Origin of the sequence: Longitalea arenae (assembly GCF_016924755.1) — a bacterium.
Lineage (GTDB): Bacteria > Bacteroidota > Bacteroidia > Chitinophagales > Chitinophagaceae > Niastella > Niastella arenae.
In genome coordinates, this window is sequence record NZ_JAFFJX010000002.1 from 76,688 (window position 1) to 98,871 (window position 22,184).

General features: G+C 45.6%; 18 protein-coding genes. 1 reads left to right on the forward strand and 17 read right to left on the reverse strand.

Going from position 1 to position 22,184, the window contains the following annotated elements:
- Positions 1-204: 204 nt before the first annotated feature.
- The 5 genes from JT717_RS05345 to JT717_RS05365 all read right to left on the reverse strand — a co-directional run bounded on the left by JT717_RS05345 (position 205) and on the right by JT717_RS05365 (position 5,319).
- Positions 205-1,377: a DegT/DnrJ/EryC1/StrS family aminotransferase gene (locus JT717_RS05345; RefSeq protein ID WP_205509172.1), complete on the reverse strand. Its 1,173-nt coding sequence runs from the start codon at positions 1,375-1,377 to the stop codon at positions 205-207.
- Between the two features lie 102 nt (positions 1,378-1,479).
- Complete coding sequence (locus JT717_RS05350) at positions 1,480-2,106, reverse strand: acetyltransferase (RefSeq protein WP_205509173.1); 627 nt, start codon at positions 2,104-2,106, stop codon at positions 1,480-1,482.
- A gap of 155 nt (positions 2,107-2,261) precedes the next feature.
- Positions 2,262-3,536: a DegT/DnrJ/EryC1/StrS family aminotransferase gene (locus JT717_RS05355; protein ID WP_205509174.1), complete on the reverse strand. Its 1,275-nt coding sequence runs from the start codon at positions 3,534-3,536 to the stop codon at positions 2,262-2,264.
- Between the two features lie 15 nt (positions 3,537-3,551).
- On the reverse strand, positions 3,552-4,160 hold the full coding sequence (locus tag JT717_RS05360; protein WP_240347851.1) for a sugar transferase: 609 nt from the start codon (positions 4,158-4,160) through the stop codon (positions 3,552-3,554).
- Positions 4,144-5,319 (reverse strand): glycosyltransferase family 4 protein, encoded by a 1,176-nt coding sequence (locus JT717_RS05365; RefSeq protein ID WP_205509176.1) that lies wholly within the window; start codon positions 5,317-5,319, stop codon positions 4,144-4,146. The genes JT717_RS05360 and JT717_RS05365 overlap by 17 nt, the downstream gene beginning before the upstream one ends.
- A gap of 138 nt (positions 5,320-5,457) precedes the next feature.
- Here JT717_RS05365 and JT717_RS05370 point away from each other — a divergent pair, with 138 nt between their 5' ends.
- Positions 5,458-6,459, forward strand: coding sequence for a GNAT family N-acetyltransferase (locus JT717_RS05370; protein ID WP_205509177.1), 1,002 nt, complete (start codon positions 5,458-5,460; stop codon positions 6,457-6,459).
- 60 nt (positions 6,460-6,519) lie between these two features.
- Here the strand turns inward: JT717_RS05370 and JT717_RS05375 are convergent, their stop codons facing one another.
- From JT717_RS05375 to JT717_RS05430, 12 genes are all read right to left on the reverse strand, one after another.
- A complete protein-coding gene (locus JT717_RS05375) occupies positions 6,520-7,545 on the reverse strand; it encodes a polysaccharide deacetylase family protein (protein WP_205509178.1) in 1,026 nt (341 codons plus the stop codon).
- Between the two features lie 55 nt (positions 7,546-7,600).
- Complete coding sequence (locus JT717_RS05380) at positions 7,601-8,827, reverse strand: hypothetical protein (protein ID WP_205509179.1); 1,227 nt, start codon at positions 8,825-8,827, stop codon at positions 7,601-7,603.
- Between the two features lie 10 nt (positions 8,828-8,837).
- A complete protein-coding gene (locus JT717_RS05385; protein WP_205509180.1) occupies positions 8,838-10,001 on the reverse strand; it encodes a glycosyltransferase in 1,164 nt (387 codons plus the stop codon).
- A 36-nt stretch (positions 10,002-10,037) separates the two neighbouring features.
- On the reverse strand, positions 10,038-11,135 hold the full coding sequence (locus JT717_RS05390; RefSeq protein WP_205509181.1) for a glycosyltransferase: 1,098 nt from the start codon (positions 11,133-11,135) through the stop codon (positions 10,038-10,040).
- Positions 11,132-12,328, reverse strand: a complete 1,197-nt coding sequence (locus tag JT717_RS05395) for a glycosyltransferase family 4 protein (protein WP_205509182.1) — start codon at positions 12,326-12,328, stop codon at positions 11,132-11,134. Before JT717_RS05395 ends, JT717_RS05390 begins: the two co-directional genes overlap by 4 nt.
- Before the next feature lie 32 nt (positions 12,329-12,360).
- Positions 12,361-13,314: a glycosyltransferase gene (locus JT717_RS05400; RefSeq protein WP_205509183.1), complete on the reverse strand. Its 954-nt coding sequence runs from the start codon at positions 13,312-13,314 to the stop codon at positions 12,361-12,363.
- Between the two features lie 81 nt (positions 13,315-13,395).
- Positions 13,396-14,286: a glycosyltransferase gene (locus tag JT717_RS05405; protein ID WP_205509184.1), complete on the reverse strand. Its 891-nt coding sequence runs from the start codon at positions 14,284-14,286 to the stop codon at positions 13,396-13,398.
- A 227-nt stretch (positions 14,287-14,513) separates the two neighbouring features.
- Positions 14,514-16,319 (reverse strand): ABC transporter ATP-binding protein, encoded by a 1,806-nt coding sequence (locus tag JT717_RS05410; RefSeq protein ID WP_205509185.1) that lies wholly within the window; start codon positions 16,317-16,319, stop codon positions 14,514-14,516.
- 263 nt (positions 16,320-16,582) lie between these two features.
- Complete coding sequence (locus JT717_RS05415; protein WP_205509186.1) at positions 16,583-18,940, reverse strand: GumC family protein; 2,358 nt, start codon at positions 18,938-18,940, stop codon at positions 16,583-16,585.
- Positions 18,941-18,951: 11 nt separating this feature from the next.
- Positions 18,952-19,797 (reverse strand): polysaccharide biosynthesis/export family protein, encoded by an 846-nt coding sequence (locus JT717_RS05420; protein ID WP_205509187.1) that lies wholly within the window; start codon positions 19,795-19,797, stop codon positions 18,952-18,954.
- 47 nt (positions 19,798-19,844) lie between these two features.
- Positions 19,845-20,846, reverse strand: a complete 1,002-nt coding sequence (locus JT717_RS05425) for an SDR family oxidoreductase (RefSeq protein WP_205509188.1) — start codon at positions 20,844-20,846, stop codon at positions 19,845-19,847.
- Positions 20,847-20,855: 9 nt separating this feature from the next.
- Entirely contained in the window at positions 20,856-22,154 is a 1,299-nt protein-coding gene (locus tag JT717_RS05430) for a nucleotide sugar dehydrogenase (protein WP_205509189.1), read from the reverse strand.
- Positions 22,155-22,184 lie beyond the last annotated feature (30 nt).

The window sequence follows — 22,184 nt, forward strand, 5'->3', positions numbered from 1 at the left end:
CAAGGATATCGATGTATGGAAGATTAAAATAATAAGTGGAAATGATGGATTTGAAAAGGAGGACATTTCAAAGGATAAGTCGGATGCTTCAGGACGTTAGTATCCTTTTTTCGCGGACATTTATTGGAAATTATTGGAAAGATGCTCTATTCTTAATGGAGGATATTCATAGGAACAAAAAGACTGACGGAAATCAGGCGAAAGTTACAATGAAATCGGATCACTAGCAATATTTTTAATCGTTTTTTTCATATTCACCACTTCCCTTATCCGCTCTACCACCCTGTTCAACTCCACGTCAGTCAAATTAGAGCCTGATGGCAAACACAGTCCCTGCTCAAACAAACGTTCACTTACACCATTACCATAATAGGCGGCCTGCGCAAATACCGGCTGCATATGCATCGGCTTCCACAGTGGCCTGCATTCGATATTATCTTCATGAAGATGATTTTGAATATCGATCCTTGAATAATCGTTGCTATCAACTAATATGGTCGTTAACCAGTGATTGGAATAAAAATCATTTCCCGGGTCTGCTATAAACTGAATTCCTTTTATATCACCCAGGGCTTTTTTATAAAAATCGAAATTATAACGGCGTTGTGCTACGCGCTGCGGCAGCACTTCCATTTGTCCACGGCCAATACCTGCACTCACATTGCTCATGCGGTAATTGTAACCAATATGCGAATGCTGGTAATGCGGTGCATGATCCCGCGCCTGGGTTGCCAGAAAACGGGCCTGCTTAACATAGTCGGCATTGGCAGAAATAAGCGCACCGCCACCCGAAGTAGTTATGATCTTGTTGCCATTAAATGAAAGAATGCCAATATCACCAAAAGTACCTACTGCCTGACCCTTATAGGTTGAACCCAATGCCTCTGCTGCATCTTCGATCACAGGGATCCCATACCGGCGGGCAATGGCCATGATCTCATTCATCTTTGCCGGCATACCATATAAATGCACGACAATGATCGCTTTCGGTTTTTTGCCCAGTTTAATGCGATCCTGGATGGCCTCTTCAAGACATTCAGGCGACATATTCCAGGTAGTTTCTTCACTGTCAACAAATACAGGTGAAGCTCCCTGGTAGGCAATAGGATTGGCTGAAGCGGAAAAGGTCATCGACTGGCAGATCACTTCGTCACCGGCTTTTATACCCAGGATAACCAATGCCAGATGTATAGCCGCAGTACCAGCGCTCAATGCTGCCACATGTACATTATTCCCTAAAAATACTTCCAGATCGTGTTCAAGGCCGTTTACATTGGGTCCCAGCGGTGCGATCCAATTGGTAGCAAATGCTTCCTGAACATACACCATTTCTTTTTCTCCCATGTGAGGCGAGGACAACCAAATTTTCTCTTTCATTGAATGCGACTTATTTGAGCAAATTATAATGCTTTCACAGATAAACCAAGTTCGGCAAACAGATCATCGTATAATTAACCGCAACATAATTTAAGATGAGGATCAGGGCTCGTTCACTTTTATTATTCTGCCCGGATTACCTACCACTACTGCATGATCAGGTATATCGCGAATGATCACGGCTCCCGCCCCAATTGTTACCCACCTGCCTATACGAACACCGGGAATAACAGCAGCACCAATACCAATATGCGTTCCTTCCCCCACCCTTACGTTACCGGCCAGGGCAGCGTTGGGCGAAACATGTACAAGATCTTCGATTATGCAATCGTGATCAATGGAACAATTTGTATTCAGAATGACATGTTTCCCTATATGACTATCCGAATTCACAGTAACATTCGCCATTACCACGCTGCCCGCACCTAGAGAACTGCGCGGTGAGATAACTGCAGCTGGATGAATGGCACTGGCAAATGACATAGCCTGTAATTTCGTGGCGGCAACCGTTTTTCGAATGCTGTTCTTACCGATAGAAATAATAAACTGATCACCGGCTCTAACCCCTGCCTGCTGCAACGTATTGTATACAGGATATTCCAGTAATGAGGTTACCAGTGGATTATCATCAATTAATCCATAGGGAATGCGGCCCTGGGCTTCCAATATCTCACAGATCACTTTTCCGTGTCCGCTTGCGCCAAATAAAATGATCCGATTATGCGACATAAATTATAGGGCATCCGAAGGGAGCATCTGAACCTTCAGCAATACAGGGTTTAGGTATATTATGAAGGCACCAAACTGTCATGTAAAATACACACTTAAATTTGGTGCCGCAAGATAATAAATATGCAGGTAATACGAGCTTGTATTTGCATTAATTATATATCACCGCTCAACAGTGTTTGCTGCTCGGGAATCCGCATAGAGTTACGCAAGGCTTTTAGCGGATGTAATTGTTTCACCGACCCAATAACTGCCTCGGTTACCGTTTTACATTCGTCATTGGTCAATTGCGGATAAATGGGAAGAGAGATCTCGTTGCTGTATAAATTATAAGCCGAAGGGAAATCATTTATATTATATCCTGCCTGCCTGAAAACGGTAAGCATCGGCAAAGGCATGAAATGTACGTTCACGGCAACCGACCTGGCCGCAATATTTTCTATGATCTTATTCCGTTCTTCCTCTGTAATATCCTTTATGCGCAATGGATATAAATGATAGGAGGAAGTGCAGCCTGGCTGCTGGTAGGGCGGACAAATAGCCCAGTCATATTGCGAGAAAACATTTGTATAATAATCGAAAACCCTTTTTCTGTCGACCAGCAATTGGTTCTCATATTTTTTGAGCTGCGCCAGTGCAACCGCCGCCAGCACATCAGGCATATTCATTTTGAAGCCCGGATAAATGACATCATATTGCCAGCCGCCGGCCTTCGTTTTTGTAAAAGCATCTTTGGTTTGCCCGTTCAGGCTCCACACGCGAAGCGTCTTATACACTTCGCCATTATTGAAAGGAGCAGGCATATTCAGGGCAATGAGGCCGCCTTCAGCGGAAGTGATGTTTTTCACGGCATGTAATGAAAACACCGTTACATCGGCACATGAGCCTATTGGCTTCTTTTTATACGTTGCTCCCAGCGCATGGGCCGCATCGTCCATGATCATAATCCTACCGAGCTGGCGCTGTGTTTCCGTTGCTGGCTGGAATTTCTTTTGCACTTCTTCCTCATTCACCATGTTATAAATAGCATCATAATCGCAGGGCCAGCCGGCAAAATCAACCGCAATGATTGCCTTTGTTCTTTTGGTAATAGCGGCTTTTATTTTCTGGCAATCTATATTGAAATCCCTGCCAACATCCACCATCACCGGTTTTGCGCCCACATGCATCACCGCCAGGGCGGTAGCGCAATAGGTATAAACCGGCACAATCACTTCATCACCTTTAGTTATGCCGTACCAATGCAGCATAAGCATCATACCCGAGGTAGCGGAATTAACAGCAAGCACATGATCTATATTGCAATAAGATGCCGTCTCCTTCTCGAGCTGCTGCGTAGCAGGGCCGGTAGTAAGCCAGCCGCTTTCCAAGATACTGGTCACTTCCCCAATGATATCGGCGTCCATATAAGGTGGTGAAAAACGAATCATAATCAATCAATGTTTTTAATTTCCATCAAATTTTGTCATGGTAGCGTGCCCCTGCTGACTAACCCCTTCACGCTTAACCACCTTCATTGCAGTAAATAAAATAATTTTCAAATCCAGTGCAGGATTTACATTATCTACATACCATACATCCAGATCAAATTTTTCTTTCCACCCTATTGTATTACGACCATTCACCTGCGCCCAACCTGTGATACCCGGGCGCACTTCGTGCCTTCTTTTTTGTTTGTCATTATATAAAGGTAAATACTCAACCAGCAAAGGACGGGGACCAATGAGGCTCATTTCACCTTTAATGACGTTGATCAATTGCGGAATTTCATCAAGTGAGGTTTTCCTGATAAAGCTGCCTACAGCAGTCAGGCGTTCCGCATCTGGTAACAAGTGCCCGTTCGCATCCTTTTTATCGTTCATGGTCTTGAACTTAATCAGCTTGAATATGCGACCGTCTTTACCAGGCCGCGGCTGAACGAAAAAAGGCTTGCCATGGTTGGCAAAAAACAATAAAATAGTAACGATTATAAATAAAGGCAACAGTAAGCAAAAGGCAACCAGGCTTACTATAAGGTCAATCAGCCGTTTTAAAAAATTACGATACACTTGCATGAGCTTTTAACTGGTCTTGGTATTCTTTCAATAACAGTTCCCAAAGATATTTTTGTTCGTAGCGGTCTACGATCATCTTCCTCGCGTTTGACTGCAGGGTTTCATATAAAGCCTTATCCGTCAACAGCCGCTCCATGGCCTTCTGCAACTGAGGTACATCTTTGGCCGGAATGATCAAACCGTTCTTACCATCTTCAATGATCTCATTACAGCCATTGATATCCGTTACAATAGCAGGCAGGTTAAAACAGCCCGCCTGCATGGGCACATTGGGAAAACCTTCGCGGTACGAAGGGAAAGCCAATGCCTGGCTGATCATTAAAAAAGGCCTGATATCCTGTTGAAATCCGGCATGTATAATTAACTGATCTGTTTCAATGATCTTCCTGGTAACCGGCGCCAGCGGGTCTAATTCCGGTTCGTAGGGACCAACCAGTAATAATTTAATATGCGGATGTTTTTGCCTGAGTGCACTGAACGCTTCTACCAGCTCATCAATGCCTTTGTCTTTTACCAGCCGGCCTACAAATACAAATACAAAGTGCTTATCCGTGAGTCCGTATTTTTTTCTCAGTGCATCCGCTGTTTTTTCCAATTCTTCAGCCGGTTTAAAAAACCGGGTATTGATGCCGTTGCTGCTGCCATTGCCCAGCACTTTCATTTTTTGCTGCTTGCAGAACCGGTTCTCCAGAATAAAACCCGCCAGTTGTTTGGAATTGGGATAAACATGTGTGGCGCAACTATAGGTGAGCCGTTCTACGAAATCGAGCACTTTCCTTTTCACCCCGGTATTTTCCATTAAAGGCAAACCGGCTACGGTATGCATGCGAACCGGTACGCCCGCCATGCGCCCGGCAATCATACCCAGTAACCCGGCCTTGGGTGTATGGGTATGCACAATGGCCGGCTTTTCTTTTTTCAGTAACCGGTATAATTTCCATAATGCTTTTACATCCTGTACGGGTGTAATGGCCCGGGTCATAGTAACCGGCGCGGTTCTTACGCCTTCGCGAACACCCACCTGTTCCAGCATTTTATCTGGTGACGAAACGGCGAGCACTTCAAAATGATCGGACATATACCGTAACTGATCTTTCAGCAACACACTTAATGATACAGGTACGGTGGTTATCCGGATCAGCTTATGTGATGATTTCATATTGTACCTTTATGCAACTGCAAATTCTTGATAAGGAAAAAATATTGTATTTTATTTTACAATCTGCGCCCAATTGTTTTTATTGGTATCGCAAATAATCAATGCGTTCAGCGTTTCAATTACTTATAATTCACAACCATGCAAATACGACCCGCAACCCCCCAGGACAAACCAGCCATGATAGATCTGTTGAAAAAATCGCTGGGTGAAGGACTTATTCCAAAGTCAGAAGCACTGTGGACCTGGAAACATGAGCAGAATCCTTTCGGCGCTTCCTTTGTGCTGCTGGCCGAAGAAAACGATACCATCATCGGCTTAAGGGCTTTCATGCAATGGCAATGGAAATGGAAAGGCAAACTGTATAAGGCCATTCGTGCGGTTGATACAGCCACCCACCCTGCTCACCAGGGTAAAGGCATTTTTAAGAAGCTGACCCTGCAACAATTGGAACTGTGTAAACAGCAGGGCGTTCATTTCGTATTCAATACCCCCAATGATCAAAGCCGCCCCGGCTATTTAAAAATGGGCTGGGTTCAACAAGGCAGGATGCCCTTAAAATTCAAAGTACCCAACCCGGTAGCACTGGCCCTGGCCGTGGCATTTAAAAAAGGGAAAACCGCTCCGGTTGCTGAAGATCCTACGCCCGTTCAACAGTGGGAACCAAAAGTATTCGAGCTGATGAACCGGTATGCCGGCAGCAACGATGATCAATTGCAGACCGTACTTTCTGCGGAGTACATCCGCTGGCGTTATGCCGACAACCCGCTGTTCAGGTATAATTATTTTACCGACCATGAGAACTTCCTGCTCATTGGAAGGATCAAATCACATTCATTTACCAGAGAGCTGCGCCTGGTAGACTGCATCTTATTCAACAATAGTTCTTCAGACAGGCGCATCAACTCCCGGATAAGCAAGGCCATTCTACCCTACTGCAAAAAAAATAAAATACAGGTCATTTCATTTTCAGGACAGCAGTACCAATCATACAGATCTGCGCTTAACTGGATGGGATTGATACCTGTTCAAAACCGTGGTCCCATTGTAACAGTAAGAGATCTGAATATGAATGAGCAATTTCCCGATCTATTGGACATTAAAAACTGGGGCTATTCCTTAGGCGACATGGAACTGTTTTAACAGTCCGATGTTCGGTACTCAGCCGGGTTTTCACCGGCTGAGTTCATATCCACCACCGCGTTATTGCAGTACCATGGCGTTTTGTTTTACCACTTTCTCTTCTTTGCTTCCACGCAAATAGGTATCATACTCACCCATATTCCAGCTCGTCATTCCATATTTCTCTTTGCACCTTCTATATTCCTGTAAAAGCACTTCCAGGCTTTTCAAATTCTGCTCGGGGTGGTCACCGAAGTTTTCGGGGTGCCACCATAAATGATACACTTCTTTACGCTGCGCGGCTATGCGGATCTCCTGGCATGACCTGCGCAGTCTCATTTTATTGGCCAGCTCAGAGTTCGGGCTCCAGGGCCGTAAGAACCTGCTCGCAGGTAATTGCAGCGGCTCACCTGCAATAACTTTTATATCACTTAAGGGATAAGAAGTTCTTATACCACCTACCTGCATATACGCATCTGCAGTACGGAATGCCCTGCGCAATAAACCGGCGCCGCCATCGGTAACCGGCGACCAGAACCATCCTGATGGATTGGTACGAACGGTCTTGATGCCATTGTCGTAGCAAACTTTCAGGTAATCGGGATTGAACTGGTTGCGTGGAAAGACCAGCGAACGCATGGATGCATTGAACTTTCTGGCTGCCGCAACAGCTGCTTTCAGATCGGCATCAAAGGCCATCTTCTCCCGTTGCTGTTCCAGGCAGTAATAATGGCTGAAGGTATGCGTGGCCAGTTCCTGCCCCGGATACTCCATGATCATTGCCACTTCTTCGGGCGCAAAATGCGCCCATTTGTACTGCGATGGCATGCCATGTTGCCGAACCCATTTATAGGCTGAATAGTTTTCCTGAACATAGTCGGGCTCAATGGAAGGAGCCAATGTTTCCCACTCCTCCTGATCACCTGCAAACAGGCTACCTACCGTAGCCCATGTTACGTGTGCATCATATTTGGCAAACAATTCCAGCATTTGCGGAACTGCGCGTAATGTATTTTTATAACATGCTTCACGTGCCAGCCGGTCTCTTTTGTCCAATACCCCCCAGTGTAGTTCAAAATCCAGTGAAATGGTGAAAATACTTTGCATAAATAATGATTAAAAAACTGAGATCTTAGGGTTTAATTTTTCAATGTATAATTTCTTAAGGTCTGGTAACAGCCAGCCGCACCTGCTTAGCCGGCAGAGCTGGCGTTTCGCGGTTTTGCAAGGCCCGCCGCCGTTTCATGATCTTTAATTCTTTTTTATAATCGAGGAACATAACGATCACAAACAGCAGGAAGTACATGATCATACTTTTTTGCCGGATGATGATGCCCATATTTGACATAGTACTCGACAAAGCAATGGAAGAAGCCAGGAAGGAAACTGCGCTTGTTTTTAACAGCGCCGACCCCTTTCTCAAAAATTTTATAAATCCTTTCTGGAACAGCTTTGCAGTTAAGGCGAGATAGAGCAAATTTTCAAAAGAAACTACCAGTCCCATAGCGCCCGGCGAGTCTACAAACAATGGCCGGAACCAGAAGGTGAACAATTTTAGCACCAGCGGATAATTCGAAATATCTATACCCGATCCGGCTTTGGATAGTTCATAGGCCCGCACGGAAGAAAACTGGTTGAAACTTTCCATCACATTATCACCGTCAATTTGCGCAAAGGCCATGATCTTATCGTACAACAGGACCAGCGCTGCAAGACTGCCCACAAACACCAACAGCTTTTGGTATAAGGGTACTTTCTGGCGGCCGGTGAACATACCCACTACAATACCTACCGCCATGAATAAAAATACGTGCGGGCGTACATGATAAATGATCAGCAGGCCCATGATCAAATGCAGCTTGCGGGTTTTTAACCGGCTAAGCCCATACATTACCATGCCCAACCCAAAGAAGATGATCGATCCTTTGCCAAGCGATACTGTCCAGAAATGCATATTTGGCAGAAAGATCAGCAAAGTGATCAGGTCGATGCCCATGAACTTATGCCTGAATTTGGTATTCTCTTTTATGTACACATAAAAGTAAACGAAACCCCAGTAACCCATCCAGGCAAATATGGCATACATCATCTCAAAGCTGAAGCCGAGGTAGTTGACAAAAGGATAAGCTACAAAATCAATGAAAGGGGTTCCGGTACCATAAGCACTGAACCAGGTATAATACTGCGTTTGTGTGCGATGGAAATACTCCTGCGAATCAGATGCGGAGAACAGCTGAAAAACATAATAAATGATCGTAAACAGCGTATGGAACCAGTACAGGTTTTTCATTAACCCAACCTGAAACCAGGGCATACGCCGTTTCATTGCTTGCAGCATCGGAATGGATACCACAAAAAACAGGATCACCAAGAGTATTCCGCCTATCACAGTCCTATTTTTATTTTTTGATCAAATCGTTATATATCGTTTCGAGTTCGGTCACCATTTTTTTCATGCTGAATGACTTGATAACCGTTTCGCGGGCCTCCGTTTTCATACGCGCTACTTCCCCGGGCTGCTGCAGTAATTCCGCTAACCGGTGAACCAGCTGCATGGGTTGCTGAACCGGCACCAGCAAGCCATTTACTCCATCCTGAATAACTTCGGGAATACCACCGGCAGCCGTACATACCGGTACGCAATTCATACTCATCGCTTCGAGCAGGGCAATCGGCAATCCTTCAAATTCCGAGCTCATCATGAACATATCCATTGCTGTAAAGTAGGGGCGGGTCTCCGCCTGCAAACCGGCAAAAAACACATATTGATCTGTACCTAATGCTTTTGCTTTTGCATGGATCTCATCGCGCAAAGGGCCGTCGCCTACAATGATAAAAAAGGTATCGGGGCGTTTTGCATGCAGCGCCTGTGCAATTTCCAGCCAGACGCCTAACCGCTTTTGCGCCCTGAACACACAGGTAATACCGATCACTGTGGCATTCGCAGGAATATTCAGCTCTTTGCGAATATCCCTGTCAACAGATGCTGAGCGCGCATACTTGGCTGTGTCAGCACCGTTGGCAACGACCTGTACAGGCGGCTTTGCCTTGCCATAATTTATTTTAATGGAATTGGCTACTTCTGCAGAAACAGCTATCACTTGCTGCTGGTTCGAAAAACTGAGCTTGTTCATGTAATAGGTAAGCTTATGATAGCGCTCCCATTTATTATGCTCGGTATAAACAACCGGTACACCGGTGAGCCGGCCTGCCAAACGGCCAGCCATGCCGGCCCAGGGAAGGTGGCAGTGGATCAGTTGAATATTATGTTTCCGTACATAAGCAGCGATCTTGCGCACCGCCAGCAATATAGAGGCATTGTTCTTTGCTGCAATACAGGCTACCGTTCCTCCTTCTTTTTCTATTGCCGACACCATCTGGTTCTTCCAGGGAAGGAAGTAGATATAGTGAAATTTAAACTGTTGTTTATCATGCTGGCGTAAGGTTTCGGGCAGTAACATCTCTGCGCCCCCGCGGCCCAGGGATTTAATAATGTGTAATACGGGAATAGGTTCTTTTTCCTGGTACAATTGACGGATATATGTTTTGTTCAAGGTATCCATGTATTAAGTTGTTCGGCGGTTAAGTATACGCAAGGGTTATGCGCTCAGTTTTTTTATTGAATGATATACTTCCAGGAATTTACCGGCAATGCCGGTGTTCAGGTAATCATTCATCACCATGTTCCAGGCATTTTGCACCAGCTGCTGATTGGTTTGCGTATCCTGCAGCGCAGTCAAAACGCTTTTCACAAACAACGCCTCATCGCCCTTTGGCACCAGGTAGCCGGTCTTATTGTTAATGACCACTTCGCCAATACCACCTACGTCGTAAGCGACCACCGGTGTTTTACAATAAAATGCTTCCAGGATCACCCCGGGCAGGCCTTCAATAATGCTCGGCAGCAGCAGTACATCTGCATTTTTTATAAACTGCATCGCATCGTTCCTGAAACCATAAAAATGCACTTTGTGGGAGAGTCCTTTTTGTTTAACCAGCTCTTCTATCTGGCCCTGCAAAGGCCCGCTGCCAACAAAGTGTAAACTGGCGCCTGGTTGCTCTTTCTGTATTCCTTCGAAGATCTCCAATAAACGAACATGGTTTTTTTCGTATGTAAACCCACCCACATGCACCAGCGCCGGTTTAGACGCCTGTTCTAACACATTTTCTTCAGTGGCACGAAAATTTGTTTCTTCTATACCAATGGGTACTGTTACAATGTTTTCCTGGTACTGTGGAAACAATTTCGCAAAATCAGTTGCGGATGTTTTGCTTACCGAAACGATCCTGCTGGCGTAACGGAAGAAAAAGCCATTCAGCATTTTGGCCGAAGCCGTTTTTATGTAGAGGCTGATGGTACTGGCATTGCGGAAAACGATAGGCTGTTTCCATCTGTAAAACAATTTGGATAACACAGCATACTTTAAAGTATCGCCTGCATTGGCCTGAATAATATCCGGTTTTTCTTCTTTGATGATCTGCGCCAGCTTACGCCAGGCTTTAAGGTCCCAGAAGCGCTTTTTCGGCGATCCGTTCAGGTGTTTTGTTATGCCGGTAAAAGGCAGAGTTGCTTTACCGGGAAAAACGAATACTATGATTGCTTTATGCCCTCTTGCATTGATATGGGTAGCCAGCTGTGCGGCAAACATTTCAGCCCCGCGCAATTGGGGTTTCTGAACCAGATGAAGTATTGTCAATTTTTTGTAATGATCATGTTGAGTAAATAATCTTCCATTTTCGCGGCAATTGCCGACAACTCAAAATGTTGCCGAGCATGCTCATTTGCTTTTACCGCCATCCCATTGGCCACAGTTACATTACTGTAGTACCACAATAAAGCCTGCGTTATACTTTGCACAGACCCGGTCTTGAAGCAGTAACCTGTTTGCATATGGGTGACCAATTCCTGGTGAACGGGAATATCACTCACAAGCACCGGCAAGCCAGAGAACATCGCTTCCAGGATGGCGCCGCCAAACCCTTCACTGTGTGAAGCAAAAACAAAACAATCGTACTCGTTAATAAGCGATGGCACATCGCTGCGGTTACCTAACAGCACTACATTGTTCTGCAACCCAAGCTCATTGATGAGCGTCGATAATGATCCTTTCATGGGACCATCGCCGGCTATATGAAGAACAGCCTGCGGGCATGTTGGCAAAAAATCCTTAAACGCCAGGATCAGGTCGCGCTGGCCTTTCACCGGCACCAGCCTGCCTACGTTTAAAAACCGGGGTGGTTTGCCGGCGAATGTCTGCGGAACCTGGAACCGGTATACTTTACTATCGCGGCCTCTGCCTATTACTTTGATCTTATCGCTTGCAATGCCCAATTCCTTTGCATTCGATTGCTTCACGGCCTCTGTGATCGCCAAAAAACCTTTACAAAACCGCGCTGTCGACCGGTTCGCCCACTTGAAGAACGACACGATCATTTTTGCCTTCCATGAAAGTGCGGAATTATAAGCATCGGAATAGAGATCACTTACAAAATTACCTATTACGGGAATATGATGGAAGCGTCCCACCAGGCGCGCGACCAGCTCTGAGCGCGTTAAATAAGCGACTATAATATCCGGTTGTTCCTGCTGAACGATTGCCTTCAATTGCTTATAAGCCTGCGGGAACCCGTATTTCTTTTTTAATCCTACCGAATGCACTGTTATGCCATGGTCAACAAACCGTTGTTTTAAGTGCTCACCGGCATATAAGTGGCAAACTACCGGCTGCATGTTCTTAAATCGGATCGCGTTGGCAAAAAGACTTTGCTCCGCACCACCGGTCTCGAGGGTATCAATAACAAATAATACTTTAAACTTTCGATGATCGTTACCCTTGTTTATACCCTTCACGCTTTTTATGGTCTTATCAGTAATAGTGTCCGTTTGCATCTTGTACAATCCCTGTTTGGTGTGGGTTGAATTTATTTGGAAGTTACCACTGCTTTGCCTGCATTGATGTAACCCGGTTCCGGGCTCTTGAATTTTTCAGCTTCCCGACTGGCTTTTTCGTCTGTAACAAATTCCAGGGTATCGGGGTCCAGTGTTCTTCCGCCCATATCCTTGATCCCATGCCATAAACCCATCAATCTGAATTTCACCCGCTGATATCGGTCAGGCGCCAGTATGGCGGTAATGATGAGCAATTTAGCCTGGTGATAAACATAAGCAATGAATTCCGGCAAGGAAAAATGCTTCTTTATTATGAACGTATGATTTCGTGCAGAATAATACCCACGCCATAAAGTGGTTTTGGTGAATTGTTCACCGCCGCCCAGTAGCCGGCGATCATCTGCTCCGTTCTTCAGCACGCCAAGCCTGAATCCATTTTTCCTGATCCTGATCGAATATTCATGATCATCGCACATCATAAAAAAGTCTTCACACACGGTGCCGATCCTTCTAACCACATCGGCTTTAATAATAGCGCCGTCGATCATGGCGTATTCAGCCTCCTGCAATTTGATGTTCGGTTTAACCTTCACCTTTTTGCCCATGCGGAAATTAGCGCCATGCAATCCCAACATCACGAATGGTGTTTCCTCGATATTCTCAATAAGATCTTTAAGAGCATTGGGTGCATAGAAAGTATCATCATCCATTATCCAGAAATAATCAAAGGTATTTTTCGCCAGTCCATACGTCATTCCTTTTGAAATAGCGCCGGCAGACCCTGTATTACTTTCCATGAAAATGCAATGAATATTATTCTCCCCCTGCAGCGACCGCAGGTATTCCTGCGTACCGTCTGTACTGTTGTTATCAACTATAACGATCTCTGCCGGCTTTACTACCTGCGCCAGTACATGTGCTATAGCTGTTTTTAATGTTTCAAGCCGGTTAAAGGTCACTACGATGGCACAAACACGTGTATTCATAACATTAATTATGGGATTAATTACTTGGCTTCTGAGAATCCACCGCTTCAATGGCTGGCAAGCTCCTTAGAAGATAACATACTATCTTTTATACCATCTACCCAAGCCGTAATCGCGTAATGCTTTGCAGGTATTTTTAGTTACCAGCGATCCATAGCGAAAACCATATTTATAACTTACGAGGCTTCTTGCCACTGATAAGAACAGGATGGAAACGAATGCCAGGTAATACTTGTTCTTAGACATTACGAACAGGGAATTGCGGAGGCTGTAATAATCCCGCCACAATACACTTTCATCTTTTTTTCTCACGCTTCTTGTTCTCTTGTAATTCACGCGGTTGAATTTCTTACGCACGTGCTTGAACAGTCCGGTATGCACCAGGATCTTGTAGCCGGCTCTTTTCTGCGACAGGTCATGATCAAGATCTTCGAAGCCAAAGAACAATTTGGGGTCGGGCACTATTCCTTTTAATACGCTTTCTCCGCGGATAATTTTGATCTGTCCGCCACCGATCGTATCTACTTCGAGGAATTCTCCGCTTTCCAGTTCCTCGTTGGTAGTTCTTACCACCAGGCCGGTGCGCTTGTTTAATTTATGACCTACCACACCCACCTGTCCGCATTCACTGCCAGATTTATACGCCAGTTGTAACAGCTTTTCGAAAGTATCTTCGGTCTCAGGGGGGTCATTATCATCTGCCCATAAGATCCATTCGTATCCTTCCGCGGCCAACTCTTTCAATCCTCTGCTGCCACCACCTGCGAACCCGGAATTATAGCTCATTTTAATATGCGCCACATTCGGATAAAGCTGGGCCAGCCGGTTCTTCGTTTCATCATTGTCGTTGTTATCAACAACCAGCAACTTATCCGGCGGCCTTGTTTGATTGAGCATTTTTTCAATAGTATCCATCAAAATATCAGGCCGCTGATAAGTAACCACAAATGCAGCAAATTTTTTATTACTCATGGTGCGTTACATTTAAGGCGCCCTGGTGGCGCCAGTTCCAAGGGATTATTTAAAGTTTTAGTCGGTTAATAGTAAAACTGGTAAAAGGGTGGCATGCCATTGGCCGGCAAGCTCCGGAACCCGTTAGGAACCGGCTTGCTTTCAAAGCCAATAGTAAGGTCAGGACATAGCATTCGCCAGGGAACCCCCATCCCGAACATCTATTGGGTTAGATTTTACACGCCCAATTAAAAACCCTGTAAGGAAACCATCTTCTTGAAGCGGGTTGATTTGTGTACCATTTCTTCGAAAGAACCGGATGCGGTGACCCTGCCTTTTTCGAGCAGGTAAATGGTATCTGCTTCTTTTATGGTAGATAAACGGTGTGCTATCAGTATAACTGTATAATTACCGTGTAACTGTTCTATATTCTGCTGGATGATTTTTTCGGTTTCTGAATCAAGCGCAGAAGTAGCTTCATCGAAGATCAACACCTCGGTATCTTTATATAACTCACGGGCGATGGAGATCCGCTGGCGCTGACCACCGGAGATGAGAATACCATGATCGCCCAGACGGGTTAACTCTTTCTCCGGCAAGGAATCTACAAAACTGCGCAGCGAGGCCATCCGCAATACGTCGTTGAACTTTTTGATATTCTCCGGTGTGGGATCGGCCCAGAAAGTGATATTATTGAAAATGGTATCGTTGAACACCACCGGTTCCTGGGAAATATACCCTATCATATTGCGATAGGTATTCAGGTTATACTGGTGGCTGGGAATGCCATCGATATACATTTCGCCGGTATCGGGTCTTATCAATCCGGCAATCATATTGGCCAGGGTTGTTTTTCCGGCGCCGCTCTCCCCTACCAGGGCTATGGTTGACTTTTTCTCCAGTTGCACATTAATGCCATCGAGCACCTTTAAACTATCGAAGGAAAGTGAAACGTTCTTTAGCTCGATCTTATCCTGCAGTGTTTTAAATGCAATGGGACCATGCACTTCCTGTAAGGCTGCCATTTCCTTGGTCAGCGAGTTAACGGCATTGATACCACCGCTGTTCTCGATAAAGTTCTGCCAGTAATTTTGCGTCATTACCAGGAAGCTGAGCGCACGATAGAACAGCAACAAGCTCAGAATGATACTGCCCAGATGAGCGCCCATCCAGTTCAATTGAACAAAGATCACGATCGTGACAATTATTACAATGATCGGCTCCTTGATGCTCGTTGCAATGGCGGTCATGTGGCCGATCTTGCGGTTCAATGCCTCAGCCTGGTTAATTACATTCTTTAATTTTCCGGAATACCGGCCAAAAGTATTCGTAGACTTGAGGTATTTGAAGTAATGGGTGGTCTGGATCAGGAAACTATTGAAATCACTTCCTTTTTTCGACAGCTCGTTAGAGGCCCGCTTGGTGCTTTTATAGATATTATTATACAGGAGATTTGATAATACGGCTCCAAAGCAAACCAGCACGGCAAATTGATAGTTGGCTAAAAATGCCAGGAACATGTAGGTCAATAACATCACCGCTGCCTGCGCTGCCGTAAAATAAAAACTGAACGATAAAAATAGCCGTTGTACTTCGGTTGTAAGTGTATTCTGGATCTTACCGGAATCAATTTTCAAAAAGGCACTATAAGACAATCCTTCCAGGTTATTTACCAGGCGGTAGCGCACTTTTTTAGTGAACAACTCGCGCAGGCCGGCATAGAACTTCATCTGGATATATTTCATGATGCCTTTGAATACGAACATGGTCACGAGGCAGATCAGCACGGTGGTCACCGTTAACTCAAATCCCATTTTTTTAATAAGACCAATAACATGCTGCAATTGTCCCAATGACTCCTGGGTATCGGCCGCAGCCTGTGCTGATTGGCCATCCCCTACCGCCTTCAATAAAGGAATGAACATGGCCAGGCCCATCCCATCTAAAAAACTGATGAGTATGCTCAGGCCCAGGAACAGCAACAACTTGTTGCCTATGATGCTATAATAATATTTAAAATGCGTCAGGAAATTGATCTTCAAAGAAAATTTCATCGGTTCTAGAATTTTACCCGTGCGGGTATCGCCCCTCAGGATTAGGTATTGTTAATGCTTGGCGCTAAACGCTTACCGCTTAACGCTACTGTCTCATTTGTGAAACCCGCGTTAATGCACAGCGTTAGCTATTTTTCTACATCTTGACTTTGCGCCCAACCTTTAGCGTTTTATGCCTCGCGCTTATTCGCCACTGGCGGATCTCGCGCTTGTCCCCGCCTCCGGCGGATTCACTGTTGCGTTTGCCGTTCCGCGTTTAATATTTACGCTATTTTCAAATTACTGTCGGCATTCTTTTTCTTCCTTTTCCCTTTTCCCATTTGCCCGTATTCGTAACCGTAACCATATACATGCTGGAATCCATACCCCGGTTTAATACCGTTTATGATCAGCGAAATGTGGGGCAGCTTTTGATCTTCATGCAACTGATTGATAAGTTTAAGCGATGGCCGCAGGGTAAACTTATGCCGCAATATGAAGAATGCAAGATCTGCATGTTTGCCCAAAGATAAAGCATCTGATACTGCTTCTACCGGAGGCGTATCCAATATAATATAATCATAATGAGCCCGCAGGTAATCGAACAATGACTTCATGCGCGGAAGCAGAATGATTTCGCCCGGATTCAACGGCAATGGCGTACCTGCACTTACGAAAACCAGGTTCTCTATTTCAGGAACCGCTTTCAGCACATCATCGATCTGCACTTCGCCGCGCAGGTAGTTGGTAATACCGTTCGACTTCTTCATGCCTAAACGCTCAGACAATCCGGGATTGCGCAGGTCGAATTCAAGCAATACCACTTTCTTACTGCTGATAGCCAGCGAACTTGCCAGGTTCAAACTCACAAAACTCTTTCCTTCACCACTTTTGCAGGAAGTAACCATCAGCACTTTCTGCTCGGGACCATAGCCCATGTAAGATATATTGGTGCGCAGGGTCCTGAACTGCTCAGCGATCGGCGATACGGTTTCTTCAGCAATTACCAGGTCGGCTTTGCTGTTATCGAGTATGATCTCACCGGCAATAGGCAAAGAGCTAACGCCCTGCACATCTTCCCGGGTCTCAATCTTTTTGTTCAGCATGAATTGTATCACCAAGACCATCACCGGCAACAGAATACCCAGCAAAAAGGCCATGGCATAAATTACGTATGGCTTCGGGTTTACGCTTTTGCTGATATTCCAGTCAATAATGCGTGTACCGGCAATACCGGCAGAAGCATATTCCATTTTCTTGTCCTCGATCTTTTGCTGCAGGAAAGTGTACAGGGCATCTTTTACGCCCAATACGCGGTTGGTCTGGTTCAGGTCTTTTTCCTTTTCAGCCATGCCCTGGAAGCGGCCGGTCTGGTTTTGCTCCTGGGAGGCAATAAAGGCATTGCTTGTTCTTAACTGCTGACGAAGGCTATTAATGCTTTGATAAATGCTGTTCTTTAAATTATTCAAACCTGCATTGATCTCCGGTAAGCGAATGTCTTGTGGCGTTCCACGATCGAGGATCTCTTTTCTTCTCAGTACCAGTTTATTGTAGGTATCAACAAACTGGCTCAGGCCCGGATCCATCAAAGCGGCAACGTTTGGAATGATCTGTTCCTGGCCGCTTTGTTCGCGGATATTTCCTTCCACCTGGTTCAGCAGGTTTTCTTTTAACTGGTTCTCGCTTTTACGGCTGTCGAGTGTAACCAGGTTACCAAGGATCTGGTTAGCCGAAGTAGGCACATCATTTACCTTGTTGGTAGATTTGAAGTCTTTTACCTTATTCGCCTGTTGCGACAGTTCGGAAGATACGGTAGCCAGGCGGTTCTCCAGGAACTCTATCTCTGTACGGAGGGCTTTGCTCTTGAATTCGAAATTCGCTTTATCATAATTGTGCAGCAGCACTTCAACGATCTGTTTTGCCCTTTCAGGTATTTCGTCGCGAACTGATAACTGCAACATGGCCATACCGCCCTTGGGAAGTGCGCTGGCATTGATCCTGGATGAATATTTTGATACCGCTCCTGACAAACCCGGGAAACGGAGCAGGTACATTTCTTTCGGAATACTGGTCAGGGGCCTGGGTTCAATGGTGATAGTGTCGTGATTAAACACCAGTGGTTTGAAGTAGGAGCCATTTACCGATCCCTTTTCATGCTGCAGCCGGAAGCCATCTTCACGCACCAGCAATTTATAAACAGGTGTTTTCTCATCCCTGTCCCAACGGCTCACCCTGATAATGAACGGTAACGAATCAAGATGCAGCTGTTTGTCGAGCACACGGCCCTCGGTCATTACTTCTATGTCGAGATTTAGTGAATCTACGATCTTCTCAATAAGCGCAGCCGATTCCAGTTTGAAGATCTCGCTGTTGAGATCAGGTTGCGGCGCTGCAGCAGCAGGGCCCTGGCTAAAGGCCGATCCGCCCAAAATATTGCTGGTTACTTCACTGGGCGATTGCACCTGAATATAGGTAGACGCCTGGTAAAGCGGGGTCGTATATCGAATATACACGAAGGCAACAGCTAAACATACGCCGGCAGATAAAATAAGCCAGTAGTAGCTTTTTGCCAGTTTTGAAAAAAGTCGTTTTGCATCAAAGCCTTTACTTTCTTCCGGCTCATCATAATACTTCGGCTCCATGGGGGTAAGTTTTAGTTGTTATTATTTCGAATAGTAACTAATGTCAGGGCAGAGAGCACGATCGTTACTATTGAGGCAAATACCGTGAAATCTTCTTTGAAGATAGAATTAGAACGGGCCTGCACATAGATCACATCATTCGGCCGCATTTGAAAAATGTTCGGATCCTCCAATACACTGGCTTTGCGCAGATCGAATTTTCTAACTGTTCTTTTGCCATTATAGTCGCGGAACAAACGAACATCGTACCGCTTGGCCGTGTGGGGCAGATCACCGGCCGCAGCCAGGGCCTGGAACAGCGTTGCATTTTGCGCCGAAAGAATGAAGGTACCAGGCAGCCTCACTTCGCCCAGTACGGTTACCTTAAAGCTCGTAAAACTTACTTCCACCAATGGATCTTTCAGGAACGGGCTAACCAACTCTACTAATTTTTGTTTTGCCTGCAGCGTAGTTAACCCCGCGAGCTTCACCTTACCCACAACCGGCATTTCAATTTCGCCCTGCGCATCCACTTCATAAACCGGAGTGGCCGCAGTTCCTCCACCGCCCATACCGGCACTAGCACCCATGGCAAGGCCTGCACCGGCACCAATACCCGCTGTAGCAGAGGCCATGCCGTGCTTATTGAATAAAGCAGCGCTTTCCGCGTCTTTTACAATAAAGGAGATGTCTAACCGGTCACCGCGTTCAATAACACGCTGAAGAACGGGCAAAGACCTTAACTCATAAGCTTCTGCATCAGGCAGATCATTGAAATAATTCAATTTTTTACCGGTGCTGCAAGAAGTGGTGAACATCAAAACAAACGCTGCAAAACAGAGTACAAGGGTAGCCGGACGTACGGGGTTTCTATTCATTGAAAAGGTTATTTTATAAATGCCGGTTGCTGATAACGTTAACTATTTTACGATGTAACTTTTATAAATGAGGACTGCTTATACCACTCTACGGTTGTTTTTAATCCGCTCTGAATGGTTACTGCAGGCTGATAACCCATCAGCTGTTCTGCTTTGCCCACATTGGCAAGGCTATGGCGTACATCCCCTTTGCGTTCTTCGCGGTAAAGAGGCTGCAGGTTGATCCCTGTAATATCACAAATGTATTTCCACAATTCGTTCAGGGTGGTTGCTTCGCCTACGGCAATATTCACTACTTCATGTTTTTTAACATCGGCTGCAAAGCAGGCCCTGATATTTGCCTGTACGGCATTTTCAACATAAGTGAAATCGCGGCTGGTAGCACCATCGCCGTTGATGTAAGGCGCTTCCTTATTCAATGCGCTTTGGATGAACAGGGGAATTACTGCGGCATAGGGACCACGCGGGTTTTGGCGCGGGCCAAACACATTGAAGTAGCGCAAACCGATGGTGTGAAAATCGTACACCCGGCTGAACACCTGTGCATACAACTCGTTCACATACTTGGTGACAGCATAGGGTGAAAGCGGATTACCGATCTTGTCTTCTACTTTAGGCAGGCCGGGATGATCGCCGTATGTGCTTGAGCTGGCCGCATACACCATTCTTTTTACACCGGCATCACGGGCAGCCACCAGCATGTTCAGGAAGCCGCTTACATTCACTTCGTTACTGGTGATAGGATCATTGATCGAGCGCGGTACCGAACCCAGTGCTGCCTGGTGCAATACATAGTCAACGCCTTCCAGTGCACGACGGCAGGTATCCAGGTCGCGAATATCACCTTCGATCAGGCTAAATTCAGGACGCGCAAGCCATTGTTCTATGTTATCCATGGAGCCGGTGCTGAAATTATCCAGCACCCGTACTTTGCCAGCGCCATGGGTTAATAAATACTCAACAATGTTCGATCCGATAAAACCGGCGCCCCCTGTAACCAGTAAGCTGGCCTGGCTAATATCTTCCGTATGGTATTTTTGATTATACATAATTAAGAGTTATAAACGTGCATCAACTAATTCTTTATCCAGGTGCGCTTTCACATCGAACAGTACGCAATGATCGCTGCATAACTTCTTGATGGTCTCGTAACTGAATTCCTTATGCGATACGGCCAATACGACTGCATTGTACTGAGATTGGTTCTCAGGCAGTTCCTGAACAGTTTTTACGCCATATTCATGCATAACTTCTTCAGGGTTGGCCCATGGATCGTAGATATCAACCTGTACATTGTAAGTTTGCAAGTGCCTGATGATATCGATCACCTTGGTGTTGCGAACGTCGGGACAGTTTTCCTTAAAGGTGATGCCCAATACCAGGGCTTTGCTGCCAGCAACAGGAATGCTTTTTTTCACCATCAGTTTTACCACTTCACCGGCTACATATGCGCCCATGCCGTCGTTCAGGCGGCGTCCGGCCAGAATGATCTCGGGATGGTAGCCTACTTCCATCGCTTTTTGCGCCAGATAGTAAGGGTCAACGCCGATACAGTGGCCGCCTACCAAACCCGGACGGAATGGTAAAAAGTTCCATTTGGTAGAAGCAGCGGCTAAAACTTCCTGCGTATCGATATTGAGGAGGTTGAAGATCTTAGCCAGTTCATTAATAAAGGCGATATTGATATCCCGTTGTGCATTCTCAATTACTTTGGCAGCTTCGGCCACTTTGATGGAAGGCGCCAGGTGGGTGCCTGCTACAATGATGCTACGGTATAAATTATTTACGATCTCACCAACTTCAGGAGTAGAACCGGAGGTTACTTTTTTGATCTTCGTAACCGTGTGTTCTTTATCGCCCGGATTGATGCGCTCGGGCGAATAACCGGCAAAGAAGTCAACATTGAATTTCAGGCCCGATACTTTTTCCAGAATGGGTACACACTCTTCTTCGGTAACTCCCGGATAAACTGTTGACTCGTATACTACGATGTCACCTTTCTTCAATACTTTACCCACGGTTTCACTCGCTTTTACCAGGGGAGTCAGGTCCGGGCGGTTATACTTGTCGACCGGAGTAGGCACCGTAACAATAAATACATTACTTGTTTTGATGTCTTCAAGCTCATCGCTTACCCATAAACCCGTGAGGCTATCCGCTTTCTTCTTCAATACGGAGGTAAGGTGCTCACTGCTGATCTCCAGCGTATGATCATTCCCCGACCGCAGCTCGGCAATCCGATCTTTGTTGATGTCGAACCCTACCACTGCATACTTTTTAGCAAATTCAACTGCTAAGGGTAATCCTACATAACCTAACCCGATTACCGTCAAATGAAACTTCTTAGACTCTTCCATTCAAAAATTCAGTTTGTTGTTATAAGTATT

What these genes read in the sequence shown, in the direction of transcription:
- JT717_RS05385 (WP_205509180.1), bottom strand. Translation starts at nt 10,001, where the DNA reads ATGGATACCTTGAACAAAACATATATCCGTCAATTGTACCAGGAAAAA.
- JT717_RS05420 (WP_205509187.1), bottom strand. Translation starts at nt 19,797, where the DNA reads ATGAATAGAAACCCCGTACGTCCGGCTACCCTTGTACTCTGTTTTGCA.
- JT717_RS05400 (WP_205509183.1), bottom strand. Translation starts at nt 13,314, where the DNA reads ATGAATACACGTGTTTGTGCCATCGTAGTGACCTTTAACCGGCTTGAA.
- JT717_RS05425 (WP_205509188.1), bottom strand. Translation starts at nt 20,846, where the DNA reads ATGTATAATCAAAAATACCATACGGAAGATATTAGCCAGGCCAGCTTA.
- JT717_RS05415 (WP_205509186.1), bottom strand. Translation starts at nt 18,940, where the DNA reads ATGGAGCCGAAGTATTATGATGAGCCGGAAGAAAGTAAAGGCTTTGAT.
- JT717_RS05360 (WP_240347851.1), bottom strand. Translation starts at nt 4,160, where the DNA reads ATGCAAGTGTATCGTAATTTTTTAAAACGGCTGATTGACCTTATAGTA.
- JT717_RS05355 (WP_205509174.1), bottom strand. Translation starts at nt 3,536, where the DNA reads ATGATTCGTTTTTCACCACCTTATATGGACGCCGATATCATTGGGGAA.
- JT717_RS05365 (WP_205509176.1), bottom strand. Translation starts at nt 5,319, where the DNA reads ATGAAATCATCACATAAGCTGATCCGGATAACCACCGTACCTGTATCA.
- JT717_RS05350 (WP_205509173.1), bottom strand. Translation starts at nt 2,106, where the DNA reads ATGTCGCATAATCGGATCATTTTATTTGGCGCAAGCGGACACGGAAAA.
- JT717_RS05370 (WP_205509177.1), top strand. Translation starts at nt 5,458, where the DNA reads ATGCAAATACGACCCGCAACCCCCCAGGACAAACCAGCCATGATAGAT.
- JT717_RS05410 (WP_205509185.1), bottom strand. Translation starts at nt 16,319, where the DNA reads ATGAAATTTTCTTTGAAGATCAATTTCCTGACGCATTTTAAATATTAT.
- JT717_RS05375 (WP_205509178.1), bottom strand. Translation starts at nt 7,545, where the DNA reads ATGCAAAGTATTTTCACCATTTCACTGGATTTTGAACTACACTGGGGG.
- JT717_RS05345 (WP_205509172.1), bottom strand. Translation starts at nt 1,377, where the DNA reads ATGAAAGAGAAAATTTGGTTGTCCTCGCCTCACATGGGAGAAAAAGAA.
- JT717_RS05430 (WP_205509189.1), bottom strand. Translation starts at nt 22,154, where the DNA reads ATGGAAGAGTCTAAGAAGTTTCATTTGACGGTAATCGGGTTAGGTTAT.
- JT717_RS05405 (WP_205509184.1), bottom strand. Translation starts at nt 14,286, where the DNA reads ATGAGTAATAAAAAATTTGCTGCATTTGTGGTTACTTATCAGCGGCCT.
- JT717_RS05395 (WP_205509182.1), bottom strand. Translation starts at nt 12,328, where the DNA reads ATGCAAACGGACACTATTACTGATAAGACCATAAAAAGCGTGAAGGGT.